This window comes from Bacillus sp. FSL M8-0071 (genome assembly GCF_037975455.1).
GTDB classification, from domain to species: Bacteria; Bacillota; Bacilli; order Bacillales; family Bacillaceae; genus Bacillus; species Bacillus subtilis.
This window is the reverse complement of record NZ_CP150256.1, coordinates 1,966,024-1,981,434: the sequence shown is the minus strand read 5'-3', so window position 1 is coordinate 1,981,434 and position 15,411 is coordinate 1,966,024. Positions and strand designations below refer to the sequence as shown.

The window sequence follows — 15,411 nt, the reverse complement described above, 5'->3', positions numbered from 1 at the left end:
TTGAAAAGGTGTGTGGAATTGATGGCACAATCGGCACAAATTCAAGATATTTATCCGTTATCGCACATGCAGGAAGGAATGCTGTTTCATTCACTAATGGATTTCAGCTCGAAAGCATATATCGAACAGACCTCGTTTACGATCACAGGGAATCTATGCGTCGACTCGTTTCAAAAGAGCTTAAACCTTCTTGTTTCTAGATATGATATTTTCAGAACGATTTTCATTAAAGAAGTACCAGATCTTACAGGTCCGCAGCAGGTAGTCTTATCAAACCGGGAATTGACAGTATATAGAGAAGATATTTCTCGCCTGGCTGATCAAGAACAGCAGGCGCTGATTGATGCTTTTATGACTAAGGATCGGGAAAAAGGATTTGATTTGCAAAAAGATCCTTTAATGCGTCTTGCCCTTTTTGATAGAGGAGACAGCCAATATACATGTGTCTGGACACATCACCATATCATCATGGATGGGTGGTGTCTCGGCATTATTCTTAAAGAGTTTTTCAGCATGTATGATTCGCTCAAAAATAACTCACCTGTACAGCTTGGCAGCACGGTGCCGTACAGCCGTTATATTGAATGGCTCGGAGAACAAGATCAAGAAGAGACTGCTGCCTACTGGAGCGAATATTTGAAGGAGTACGGCAATACTGCTTCTATTCCCCGAATAAGGCGCCGCACGGCAGAGGGGGATTATAAAGCCGCCCAGGTCAGCTTTTCATTAGCGCCGGATATGGTTGAGAAACTGACAGAGGCTGCCCAAAACTGGGGAGTGACATTAAACACGCTGTTTATGAGTATTTGGGGCGTGCTGCTCCATCGATATAATGCTGCAGATGATGCCGTTTTTGGCTCCGTCATTTCGGGACGCCCGTCAGCGATTGACGGGATTGAATCAATGGTCGGCTTGTTTATCAATACTGTTCCAGTGCGAATCCGATCTGCGGAAGGCATAACGTTTTCTTCGCTGGTCAAAGCCGTGCAGGAGGATATTTTATCATCTGAACAGCATGGGTATTATCCGCTTTATGAAATTCAAAACCATAGTCCATTGAAGCAAGGGTTGATCGATCATATTTTTGTTTTTGAAAATTACCCTGTACAGCTTCATCAGGCATTAAGCGTGGAGAGTGCAAATGACGAAGGCGCTCTGAAGCTGAGTGACATTTCAATGTCGGAACAAACCAATTACGACTTTAATATCGTTATCGTTCCGGGAGAATCATTTTATATCAAATTCAGCTACAACGCAGACGTTTACGAGCGGGAGGAGATGCTGAGGATTCAGGGGCATCTAAAGCAAGCACTGGATTGCATTTTGACAAATCCCGATGTTGCCATCAGTGACATCAATATCGTCCCGCCGGAGGAGCAACAGGTTATCCAATTGTTTAACGAAACTGAGCGTCCTTATGTGAACAAAACGATATCCCAATTGTTCGAGGAACAAGCCCGCAAAACACCTGAAGCGGCTGCATTAAAAATGGGAGACGATTGCTGGACCTATCGCCAATTAAATATAAGAGCTAATCAGATTGCGCACGCCCTGATAGAAAAAGGCGTTGGATCTGGAGATATCGTGGCTGTGATGATGAACCGGTCAATGGAAATGCCTGCAGCTCTACTTGGGATTTGGAAAGCAGGCGGCGCTTATATGCCGCTTGATCCAAATTTCCCAGAAGAACGTCTTTCTTTCCTGCTGAAGGACAGTCAAGCAGCTCAATTGCTGATAGAAGAAAACCTTATGTCATTCATCCCGTCGCACTATGAAGGAAATATGATACCGATAGAACGTACAGAAAGGCACCAAACAGCGGCTCCAGATGTACCGCCTGGTGATCTTGCCTACTTAATCTATACGTCGGGAACGACGGGGCGCCCTAAAGGGGTTTTAGTTGATCATCACGGTATTGCCAATACATTGCAATGGAGACGGGAAGAGTATGGCATGACCGAACAGAATATATCCCTCCATTTGTTTTCGTACGTGTTTGACGGCTGTGTAACGAGCTTATTTACCCCGCTTTTATCTGGTGCGTGCGTACTGCTGACAACAGATGACGAAGCGAAGGATGTGCTGGCCCTTAAGCGAAAAATAGCTCGTTATAAGGTCAGCCACATGATCATTGTTCCTTCCCTGTACAGGGTGTTATTGGAAGTGATGACTGCTGACGATGCAAAAAGTCTTCGTATTGTGACATTTGCGGGTGAAGCGGTCACGCCTGATCTGCTTGAGTTGAGTCAAATGATTTGTCCTTCTGCAGAACTGGCAAATGAATACGGGCCCACAGAAAACAGTGTGGCAACAACAATATTGCGGCATCTGAATGAAAAAGAGAGGATCACGATCGGACACCCGATCAGAAACACAAAAGTATTTGTTTTGCACGGAAATCAAATGCAGCCGATCGGCGCGGCGGGTGAACTGTGTATTTCCGGCGCGGGTCTTGCGAGAGGATACTACAAACAGCAAGAGCTGACACAGAAAGCATTCTCTGATCATCCATTCCTTGAAGGGGAGCGTTTATACCGAACAGGTGATGCAGGCCGCTTTTTGCCTGATGGAACGATTGAATATATTGGGCGTTTTGATGATCAAGTAAAAATTAGGGGTTACCGTATTGAACTGAGAGAGATTGAAACAGTTCTTCGACAAGCACCGGGGGTAAAGGAAGCCGCGGTACTGGCCCGTGATGTTTCTGCTGAGGAAAAGGAGCTCATTGCTTATATCGTTCCCGAAAAGGGAAACAGCCTCCCAGATTTGTATCAGCATCTTGCCGGGACATTGCCGTCCTATATGATCCCAGCAAGTATTATCAACATCAGCAGGATGCCATTAACATCCAGCGGCAAGCTTGACAGGTTTGCGCTTCCTGAACCAGAAAACAATACGAGTGTCACATATATGGCGCCCCGAACCTTAATCGAAGCTGATCTCGCACATATTTGGGAAGATGTGCTGAATAAACAGCACATCGGCATTCGTGATGATTTCTTTCAGTTAGGCGGACAGTCCTTAAAAGCGGCCGCACTGGTATCAAGAATACATAAAAAGCTTAATGTCGAGCTGCCGCTCAGTGAGGTGTTTTCTTATCCGACGGTTGAAAGCATGGCGGTCAAATTGATGAGCTTAAAAGAACACGCTTTTACACAGATTGAACCTGCGGATCAAAGAGATGTCTATCCGCTGTCTTTCTCGCAAAAACGATTATATGCTCTTCATCAGCTGGCAGATGACAGCACAGGCTACAACATGCCAGCTGTACTTGAATTACGCGGTAATCTGAATCGCCAGCGGTTGAGAAGCGTTCTCACAGAACTAGTGAATCGGCATGAAGCATTACGGACTGTTTTTGTGCTTGACAGAGACGAGCCTGTGCAGATCATTTATCCAGAGATAGCTTTTGATCTAAAAGAGCTTGGAATGGAATCAGAACAAATGCTTGAGTCTGCAATCGAGACCTTTATCAAACCGTTTGATCTATCATCCGGTCCGCTTTTTAGAGCATGTGTCATTACAATGGGCAATAATCGCGGCTTTTTGCTGCTCGATATGCACCATATTATTGCCGACGGTGTCTCGATGAGCACTCTTGTCCAAGAATTTACTGACTTATATTGCGGAAAAGAGTTGCCAGCTTTAAACCTGCATTATAAGGATTTTGCTGTTTGGCAGCAAGAGAAGTACCCGAAAGAGCTATACAAAAAACAGGAGGCCTACTGGCTCGGTCAGCTTGGCGGGAGTCTTCCTACACTAGAATTACCGCTTGATAAAACAAGGCCGCGTCTCCCTGATTTCAGCGGTGGAACAATTGAAGTCAACATTGATAAAGACATGACTGATGAGCTGCACCGTTTAATGGCTGAAACGGGAACAACATTGTATATGATTCTTCTGGCTGTCTATTCTATTTTGTTATCTAAGCTAAGCGGGCAAGAGGATATTGTTGTCGGTTCGCCTGCTGCCGGAAGACCGCACGCCGATCTGGAGCGCGTCATCGGGATGTTCGTCAATACATTGGCGATGCGCAGCAAGCCCGAGGGCCACAAAACGTTCAGCTCCTATTTGCAGGACATTCGCCACTTGGCTCTGACCGCTTATGAGCATCAGGATTATCCTTTTGAGGAGCTGGCAGATAAGGTCGATACAAATCGAGAGGTAAATCGCAACCCGCTGTTCGATGCGATGCTTGTGCTTCAAAGCAGTGAAGATTTCCGGTTCGAAGTGCCTGGTCTGTCGATTTCGTCTGTCACTCCTAAACATGATATATCCAAATTCGATTTAACATTACACGCTGAGGAGCATCCGAGTGGAATACGCTGCCGTTTTGAATACAGCACTGCTCTTTTTGAAGAAGAAACCATTACGCAGTGGGCATCCTATTTTATTGAATTGGTGAAAGGGGTAACGGCGGATACCGAGATGAGAATTTCGGACATGCAATTGCTTCCTGCTGCAGAGCGTAGGTTGCTCCTTGAAAAAATGGGGCAGTATGCGGCTTATCCGAGAAATGAAAACATAGTAAGCTTATTTGAAAAGCAAGCCGCTCAGTATCCGGAGCATATCGCAGTGGTGTGCGGCCATTCTCAGCTTACGTATCGAGACCTGAATGAAAAAGCCGAGCGGGCAGCTGCTATGCTGATCAAACAAGGGGTCAGAACTGGCGATATCGTCGGTCTGATGCTCGATCGGTCACCTGATATGATCATTGGCATTTTATCGATTTTAAAAGCTGGAGGGGCCTATTTGCCGATTGATCCTGAATATCCCAAGGAGCGTATCAGCTTTATGCTCAATGACAGCGGAGCAAAACTGCTGCTGACAGAGCGCGGTCAAAACAAACCTGCAGACTACATCGGGCAAATTTTGTATATCGATGAATGTGAAAACGACTCAATTCCGGCTGATGTAAACATTCAAGAAATAGTAACGGATCAGCCCGCATACGTGATATACACATCTGGAACGACTGGCCAGCCAAAGGGAGTCATTGTCGAGCACCGCAATGTGATCAGTCTCTTGAAGCATCAAAACCTGCCTTTTGAATTTAACCATGAAGACGTCTGGACGTTATTTCATTCTTATTGCTTTGATTTCTCTGTATGGGAGATGTTCGGTGCACTATTGAACGGAGGTACATTAGTCGTGGTCTCTAAAGAAACAGCCCGTGACCCCCATGCATTCCGTTTATTGTTAAAAAAAGAGCGCGTCACTGTACTCAATCAGACCCCGACTGCTTTTTACGGCTTGATGCTTGAAGATCAAAATCATACAGATCATTTAAACATCTGCTACGTGATTTTTGGCGGCGAAGCCTTACAGCCCGGATTGCTTCAAAGCTGGAATGAAAAATATCCTCATACTGATTTGATTAATATGTACGGTATTACAGAAACAACGGTCCATGTAACATTCAAAAAATTGTCCGCAGCAGACATTGCAAAAAATAAAAGCAATATCGGCCGGCCGCTTTCAACTCTGCAGGCTTATGTGATGGATGCTCATATGAATCTGCAGCCTATCGGAGTTCCAGGGGAGCTGTATATAGGCGGAGAAGGTGTGACACGGGGATATCTCAACAGAGATGAGCTGACCGCTGACCGTTTTGTATCCAATCCTTATCTTCCGGGAGACAGATTATACCGAACAGGAGATCTTGCTAAGCGCCTGTCAAATGGCGAGCTGGAATATTTAGGCCGCATTGATGAGCAGGTGAAAGTCAGAGGGCACCGTATTGAGTTAGGCGAAATCCAAGCGGCACTTCTTCAGTATCCAATGATTAAAGAGGCGGCTGTCATTACCAGAGCAGACGAGCAAGGGCAAACAGCTATATATGCTTATATGGTGATAAGAGATCAACAGGCTGCGAATATATCAGACATCCGGGCTTACCTAAAAAACGCCTTGCCTGACTTTATGCTGCCTGCCCGTATGATACAAATTGACAGCATCCCGGTGACTGTTAATGGAAAGCTCGATCAGAAAGCCCTGCCAGAACCTGAAAAACACGCTTATACAGCTGATGATATCAGTCCTAGAAATGAGATTGAAACGGTGATGGCTGAAATTTGGGAGGAGCTTCTTAATGTGAATGAGTTGGGTGTAGGCGCCAATTTCTTTGAGCTTGGCGGAGACTCTATTAAAGCGCTGCAGGTTTGTGCCAGACTGAAGCAGCGCGGATTTGAAACGACAGTACGTGAGATGTTTGAACATCAGACTCTTGGTGAACTGTCCGCCCGGGTTCGAAAAGACGTACGCGCCATTGACCAAGGCCCGGTCGAAGGCGAGATTACTTGGACACCTATCCAGCAGTGGTTTTTCTCGCTATCTCTGGAAAGCCATCATTTTAACCAGTCCGTTATGATCTACCGGGCTGAACGATTTGATGAGGCTGCGCTTAGAAAAGTACTAAAAAGCCTTGTGACTCATCATGATGCACTGAGAATCGTATGCCGGCATGAAGATGGCAGGCAGGTGCAGATAAACAGAGGGATAGATCTTTCAGATGAGGAGCTATATGCACTTGAACTGTTTGATGTAAAGGATAGCCTAACAGAAGCACGGTACACGATTGAGGAAGCAGCCAGCCGGATGCAAGAACATATTCGTTTGGAAACCGGCCCCTTACTTCACGCTGGATTGTTTAAAACCGAGAATGGTGACCATTTATTTCTGACGATTCATCACTTAGTTGTTGATGCGGTTTCCTGGCGAATTTTGTTCGAGGATTTTTCAGCTGCTTACAAACAGGCAGTCTCAGGAGAATCTATTAAACTGCCGCAAAAAACAGATTCATATTTAACGTATTCACAAAGAATAGCTGACTACTCTAAAAGCCGCCAGGTGCAGCGCGAAGCAGCGTACTGGGATGAGTGCGAGAACCGTCACATCCAGCCTATTCCAAAAGACAATGACGCAGCATCTAACACATTCAAAGATACAGAAGTGATTGATTTTGAGCTATCTCGCCATCACACAGAATTACTACTAACGGCTGCACATAAAGCTTACAGCACGGAGATGAATGATATCCTTCTGACAGCTTTAGGTCTTGCTTTGCAGAAATGGACGGGAAATAACCAATTTAAAATCAGCATGGAGGGCCATGGAAGGGAATCATATCTTGAGGACATCGATATTAGCAGAACTGTTGGCTGGTTCACCTCCATTTATCCTGTGTGGCTTGATATGAGAGATTCCGATCATAAGGACAAAGAAGAGCGGCTGGGCCACCTTATTAAACAGACAAAAGATATGCTGCACCGTATACCGCATAAAGGCGCAGGCTACGGCGTGCTGAAATATATCAGCAAAAGATGGGGCTCTCAGAAAAACAGCCCAGAAATCAGCTTTAATTATTTAGGCCAGTTTGATCAGGATATTCAATCAAATGCCTTTGAGGTGTCTGACATCAAGCCAGGAAATGAGATCAGCCCGAACTGGGAGCGTCCTTATGCACTGGATATCAGCGGCGCCGTTTCTTCGGGGTGCCTGAACATGCACATCATCTATAACAGGGTTCAATTTGAGGAAAAAACAATCCAAACATTTTCCAGGCATTTTAAACAGACTCTGGAAAACATCATTGAGCATTGTACCGGCAAAGAAAACCGAGAGTGGAGCGCATCTGATTTCACTGATGAAGACTTAACGCTTGATGAATTGAGTGAGATCATGGGAGCCGTCAACAAACTATAGGAGAGGAGATTCACTGATGCCGCAGCAACCTGAAATACAGGATATATACCCTTTGTCATTTATGCAGGAAGGGATGCTTTTTCACTCATTGTATGATGAGCAGTCGAGAGCTTATTTTGAACAGGCTTCTTTTACGATCAATGGACAGCTTGACTTGGAGCGTTTCCAGAAAAGTATGGATGCTGTTTTTGACAGGTACGATATCTTTCGAACAGCATTCATCTATAAAAATGTAGCCAAACCTCGTCAAGTCGTGCTCAAGCAACGTCATTGCCATGTTCATGTTGAAGATATTTCTCATCTCAATGAAAAAGATAAAGAACATTGTACAGAGGCATTCAAAGAACAGGACAAATCAAAAGGCTTTGATCTCCAAACGGATGTACTGATGAGAATATCTATTTTAAAATGGGCGCCTGATCATTATGTCTGTATCTGGAGCCACCATCATATTTTAATGGATGGCTGGTGTTTAGGCATCGTCATTAAAGACTTTCTCCATATTTATCAAGCGCTTGGAAAAGGGCAATTTCCTGATTTGCCTCCCGTACAGCCGTACGGGACGTATATTAAATGGCTGATGCAGCAAGAGCGTGAAGAAGCAGCTGAGTATTGGAAAAAAAGGCTTCAGCATTTCGAAAAAGCTTCGCCTCTGCCTAAAAGAACAGATCAAATGTCGGATGGGACATTACAGCAGATCACGTTTACCATTCCTGAAAAAGAAACCTCCGAATTACAGAAAATCGCTGCAGCTTGTGGTGCGACACTTAACACTGTTTTCCAAGCTTTATGGGGAATCATGCTCCAAAAGTTCAATCGCCGCGACGATGCTGTGTTCGGATCAGTTATATCAGGCAGACCTTCTGAGCTAAAAGATGTGGAAAACATGGTCGGACTTTTTATCAATACCATTCCTATTCGAGTCCAAAGTGATTTTCTGTCTTTTTCTGACCTAGTCAGCAGAATGCAAAAGGACATGACTGAGGTAGAAGCTTATAGTTACTTTCCCTTATATGATATTCAGGCGCAGAGCGCTCTTAAACAAGAGCTGATCGATCATATTATCGTCTTTGAAAATACACCTACTCAACAAGAGATTGAAGAGCTGAATCAAGCTGGATCATTTGATTTCTCCGTGAAAGATTTTGAGATGGAAGAGGTAACTAATTATAGATGCAGTGTCAAAGTGATCCCAGGGCGTACTTTGTACGTTCGGATTCATTTTCATACAGGCACTTATCAACCAAATATGATGTCCGAAATAAAAGATTATTTACAGCACATGATCTCTGACGTCATCTCTGATCCATCTCTTCCTGTGTCAAAGATGACGTTGCTAGATGAGGACAAAACACGGAAAATCGTTTCTCAAAATAACAGGACAGTATCAGTTTCACCTGAAGCCCCAACCCTGCATGGGCTGTTTGAGCGACAGGCAGCTTTCACACCGGAGCGGCTGGCCATTCGCTTTTCAGGCGGTTCGCTGACATACGCTGAGCTTGACATGTATGCCAGCCGGCTGGCTGCGCACCTTGCGGCACGCGGCGTCACAAACGAAAGTATCGTCGGTGTCCTGTCTGAACGCTCACCTGACATGCTGATCGCTGTCCTTGCTGTATTGAAGGCCGGAGGGGCCTATTTGCCGCTTGATCCTGCGTATCCAAAGGAGCGGCTGAGCTACATGCTGAAAGACAGCGGGGCATCACTCTTGCTGACGCAGCCGAAATGTTCCGTACCGAACTTTTCCGGAGAGACGCTTGAAGTGGACATGACATCTCTTGCAGGCGAAAAAGCAGAGAACCATGAGTTTACTCCTGCTGATGGCGGTTCTCTCGCCTATGTCATCTATACATCGGGCTCTACCGGGCAGCCGAAAGGAGTGGCCGTTGAGCACCGCCAGGCTGTTTCCTTTCTGACCGGCATGCAGCACCAGTTTCCGCTTTCAGAAGATGACATTGTCATGGTGAAAACCTCTTTTTCCTTTGATGCGTCTGTGTGGCAGCTGTTTTGGTGGGCTCTTTCCGGTGCTTCGGCGTATCTGCTTCCGCCCGGCTGGGAAAAAGACCCCGCGTTGATCGTACAAGCCATTCATCAGGAAAACGTGACAACGGCTCATTTTATTCCGGCTATGCTGAACAGCTTTCTCGATCAAGCGGAAATGTTAGCGCTTGGTGACGGGACAAACCTAAAGCGTGTATTCGCCGGAGGTGAACCGCTTGCGCCGCGTACGGCAGCCCGTTTTGCTTCTGTATTGCCGCAGGTATCATTAATCCATGGTTACGGGCCGACAGAAGCAACGGTAGACGCGGCATTTTACGTATTGGATCCAGAACGGGACAGAGATCGTTTGCGGATTCCGATTGGGAAGCCCGTACCCGGTGCGCGTTTGTATGTTTTAGATCCGCATTTAGCCGTACAGCCTTCTGGTGTCGCCGGCGAACTGTACATAGCCGGAGCGGGTGTTGCCAGAGGTTATTTGAATCGGCCGGCATTAACGGAGGAGCGTTTTCTTGAAGACCCGTTTTACCCGGGTGAACGCATGTACAAAACCGGGGATGTGGCGCGCTGGCTCCCTGACGGGAATGTTGAATTCCTCGGGCGCACGGATGATCAGGTGAAAATCCGCGGCTACCGGATTGAGCCGGGAGAAATTGAAGCGGCACTAAGAAGTATAGAAGGTGTAAGAGAGGCGGCCGTTACCGTACGGACAGACAGCGGGGAGCCGGAATTATGCGCTTATGTAGAAGGGCTCCAAAGAAACGAAGTCCGAGCGCAGCTTGAGAGACTGTTGCCGGGCTACATGGTCCCAGCCTATATGATAGAAATGGAACAGTGGCCGGTTACACCAAGCGGAAAGCTCGACCGAAACGCCCTGCCAGCTCCTGGCGGAGCGGCAGATGCGGAGACCTACACGGCGCCGAGAAACGTGACTGAGATGAAGCTTTCTCAGCTGTGGGAGGACGTGCTGAAAAATGGCCCTGTCGGGATTCACGACAACTTTTTTGACCGCGGGGGACATTCCTTAAAAGCAACGGCGCTTGTCTCACGGATCACCAAAGAATTCGATGTACAGGTGCCGCTAAAAGATGTGTTTGCCCATCCGACAGTAGAAGGACTGGCTGCCGTTATCCGTGAAGGAACGGACAGTCCATATGAAGCAATTAAGCCCGTTGAAAAACAGGAAATCTATCCGGTTTCCTCTGCCCAAAAGCGGATTTATGTCCTTCAGCAGCTGGAGGACGGAGGGACAGGCTACAATATGCCGGCTGTGTTAGAGCTCGAAGGGAAGCTCAACCTTGAAAGGATGGACAGAGCTTTCAAAGAGCTGATCAAGCGCCACGAGTCGCTTCGTACCTTCTTCGAACAGGACGCAGGAGGCGATCCGGTGCAGCGCATCCATGACGAGGTGCCGTTTACGTTACAGACTACAGTTCTCGGCGCACGAACCGAAGAGGAGGCCGCAGCCGCATTTATCAAACCGTTTGATCTCAGCCAAGCGCCGCTGTTCCGTGCCCAAATCGTAAAGGTATCAGATGAGCGGCACCTGTTGCTGGTCGATATGCATCACATCATTTCAGACGGTGTTTCCGTCAACATTCTGATTCGGGAATTCGGCGAGCTGTACAATAATCGGAATCTTCCGGCGCTGCGCATTCAATATAAAGATTATGCCGTATGGCAAGAAGGATTCAAAACAGGAGACACGTACAAAACGCAAGAGGCGTACTGGCTGAAGCAGCTCGAGGGCGAGCTGCCTGTGCTGGATCTCCCCGCTGATCATGCCCGCCCGCCGGTGCGAAGCTTCGCGGGTGACAAGGTCTCATTTACGCTGGATCAAGAGGTTGCATCAGGCCTTCACAAGCTGGCACGAGAAAACGGAAGCACACTGTACATGGTGCTCCTTGCGGCTTACACCGCGTTCTTGTCACGCTTAAGCGGACAGGAAGATATCATCGTCGGCTCGCCAATCGCCGGCCGGCCGCACAAGGATCTTGAGCCGATACTCGGCATGTTTGTGAACACGCTGGCGCTTCGGACGCGTCCGGAGGGCGGGAAGCCATTCGTACAGTATTTGCAGGAAGTGCGTGAGACAGCATTGGAAGCCTTTGAGCACCAGGATTACCCGTTCGAAGAGCTTGTCGATAAGCTTGAATTAACACGGGATATGAGCAGAAATCCGCTGTTTGACGTAATGTTTGTTCTTCAAAACATGGATCAGGAATCGTTGGAGCTGAATGAACTTTGTCTCAAACCTGCAGCACACAATGGGCTTCAAACGTCCAAATTTGATTTAACCCTATATACACAGGAACAGCCCCACGGTTTGCTGACGTTCCAAATGGAGTTTAGTACTGACTTATATAAGAAAAAAACGATAGAAAAGTGGCTTCAATACTTCATCAATATGTTACTCTCCATCATCAAAGACAACAAAGCCGCTCTCGGAACAATAAATATCCTGAATGAGGATGAGACCCATTACCTTATCCACGAGCTCAATCGTACAAAAATAGATTATCCAAGAAATGAAACCATCAGCAGACTCTTTGAAATGCAGGCAGAACAAACGCCTAATGCTGTAGCAATTGTCAGCGACACCCAAGTATTCACTTACGAGGACCTGAACAGCTGGGCAAATCAAATTGCCTCAGTTCTACAGATAAAGGGCGTAGGGCCTGATAGTGTTGTAGCCTTGTTGACAGGCAGAACACCAGAACTCATTGCAGGAATGCTGGGCATTCTAAAAGCCGGGGGAGCCTATCTGCCTATTGCTTCTGATCTGCCTGTTGAACGAATAGCTTATATGCTGTCAGACAGCGGGGCGGCATTACTCCTTCAATCTGAAAAAACAGAAAAACAACTATTAGACATTGAATGTGAACAAATCATAATCGAAGATATTCAAAAGCAAGGAAAAACGAAGAACGTTGATTCTTCAGCAGGGCCACATTCACTCGCATATATCATTTATACCTCTGGATCAACCGGTAAACCAAAGGGTGTCATGATTGAGCAGCGAAGTGTAATTCGTCTTGTTAAAAACAGCAATTATATTACATTTACACCTGAAGACCGCCTTCTGATGACATCATCAATCGGTTTCGACGTTGGGTCATTTGAAATTTTCGGACCGCTGCTAAATGGTGCCGCTTTGCATCTGTCCGATCAACAAACATTTCTCGATTCCCATCAGCTTAAGAGGTACATAGAACATCAAGGAATCACAACGATTTGGCTGACATCTTCTCTATTCAATCATTTGACAGAACAAAATGAACAAACATTTTCACAGCTGAAACATTTAATTATAGGCGGAGAAGCTTTGTCGCCGAGCCACGTCAATCGAATCAGAAATGTCTGCCCTGAAGTATCTATATGGAATGGATATGGCCCTACCGAAAATACAACTTTTTCGACATGCCTTCACATTCAAAAAACATATGAACTTTCCATTCCGATCGGGCGGCCGGTTGGTAATTCCACCGCTTATATCTTAAATCAATGGGGAGTGCTGCAGCCGGTCGGAGCTGTCGGTGAACTTTGTGTCGGCGGAGATGGCGTCGCCAGAGGATATTTGGGCCGTCCTGATTTAACGAAAGAGAAATTTGTCCCACATCCATTTGCACCTGGCGATCGACTGTATCGCACAGGTGATCTGGCGCGCTGGCTTCCTGATGGCACAATTGAGTACGTTGGCCGTATTGATGATCAAGTAAAAGTCAGAGGCTATCGTGTGGAGCTGGGTGAGATCGAATCAGCACTTCGCCAAATAGACGGAGTCAAAGAAGCGGCGGTGTTGGCACGTACAGGACAGTCAGGGAGCAAAGAGCTGTTTGGCTATATCAGCGTAAAAGCAGGCACGAATGCTGAACAAGTGCGTTCTCTTCTTGCGCGTTCGCTGCCAAACTATATGATCCCGGCGTACATTATTGAAATGGAGGCTCTTCCGCTCACATCAAACGGCAAATTGAACCGAAAAGCACTTCCTGAACCAAATTTCACATCTAAACAAACGTACGCTCCGCCTCAAAATGACCTTGAAGACCAACTTGTGTTGATCTGGCAGGAGGTTCTCGGCATCCAGAGGATCGGAATAGAGGATTCGTTTTTTGAATTGGGCGGAGATTCAATCAAAGCGCTTCAAGTTTCTGCACGCCTTGGGCGCTATGGGCTAAGCTTGCAGGTAAGTGATTTATTCCGTCATCCAAAGATAAAGGACTTATCACCATTTATCCGTAAGTCAGAGAGAATCATAGAGCAAGGACCCATTCAGGGAGACGTTCCTTGGACGCCTGTTCAGCAATGGTTTTTTTCACAAGATATTGAAGAAAGACACCATTTCAATCAGTCTGTCATGCTATTCCATTCTGGACGTTTGTCTGAAAACGCCCTTAGACCAGCCTTGAAAAAACTGGCGGAGCATCATGATGCGCTTCGGATGGTTTATCGCAACGATGATAGTCGATGGATTCAAATCAACCAAGGCATTCATGAGTCACAGCTATACAGCTTAAGAACCTCTGATCTTTCACAGTCAGAAAGCGGCTGGGAGACGCAAATCAAACAAGAAGTTGCAGATCTTCAGCAAAGCATCAATTTGCAGGAAGGACCATTGTTGCACGCCGTTTTGTTTAAAACACTGACCGGAGATTACTTGTTCCTTGCGATCCATCACCTTGTCGTTGATGGTGTCTCATGGCGGATTTTGCTTGAGGATTTGTCAGCCGGATATCAACAAGCTGCTGCAGGCCAGACGATCCAGCTTCCGCCTAAAACGGATTCCTACCAGGAATACGCAAGACGCATACAGGAATATGCCCAAAGCAGTAAGCTGATTCGCGAAGAGGCGTATTGGCGAAGTATAGAAGAACAGCAAGCCGCAGAACTGCCATACGAAATACCGCAGCATCTGAACATGGACACCAGCAAAAGGGACTCATTAAGCTTTTCACTGACTGAAGCAGATACCGCCGTCTTGCTGCAAAACGTCAATCACGCCTATGGCACAGATACACAAGATATTCTGTTAACCGCAGCATCCTTGGCGATTTGTGAATGGACAGGAGGAAGCAAGCTCCGTATCGCTATGGAAGGACACGGGAGAGAACACATTCTGCCAGAGTTAGATATCAGCAGGACGGTCGGCTGGTTTACATCCATGTACCCGGCCCTCATAAGCTTTGAAAATCATAGGGATGAGCTCGGAACCTCAGTAAAAACCGTTAAAGATACACTGGGCCGGATACCAAACAAAGGGGTAGGTTACGGTATGCTGAAATACCTTACACACCCTGAAAATAAAAGCATTACGTTTTCAAAAACACCTGAAATCAGCTTTAACTATTTGGGCCAGTTCAACGACATCGAAAGACAGGACACCTTCCGCCCATCAAGCCTTGGTAGCGGAAAGGATATCACTCATACATGGAAGCGTGAGCAAATCATCGAGATGAGCGCAATGGCAGCAGACAAAAAGCTCCATTTCAATCTTAGTTATCCGTCAGCCCGCTTTCACAAAAACACAATGGAGCAGCTTATTAACAGGATTGAACACTTTTTGCTGGACATTATGAAACACTGCGCCGGTCAACAGAAAGCAGAAAAGACACTGAGCGATTTCAGCAGTCAATCATTAACGGCAGAGGACTTGGACAGCATATCCAGCTTGGTGGAAGAATTGTAGAAAATCGTGACAGGGAGACATGA

2 protein-coding genes are annotated in these 15,411 nt (G+C 46.5%); both read left to right on the top strand.

Translation table 11 applies throughout. The annotated features are described in order from the left end of the window. The first annotated feature begins 21 nt into the window (after positions 1-21). Complete coding sequence (gene ppsB, locus MKX71_RS09865) at positions 22-7,704, top strand: plipastatin non-ribosomal peptide synthetase PpsB (RefSeq protein ID WP_339232007.1); 7,683 nt, start codon at positions 22-24, stop codon at positions 7,702-7,704. A 16-nt stretch (positions 7,705-7,720) separates the two neighbouring features. Further along, the gene (gene ppsC, locus MKX71_RS09860; protein WP_339232005.1) at positions 7,721-15,388 is read left to right on the top strand and encodes a plipastatin non-ribosomal peptide synthetase PpsC; all 7,668 of its coding nucleotides are present in this window, start codon (positions 7,721-7,723) and stop codon (positions 15,386-15,388) included. Positions 15,389-15,411 lie beyond the last annotated feature (23 nt).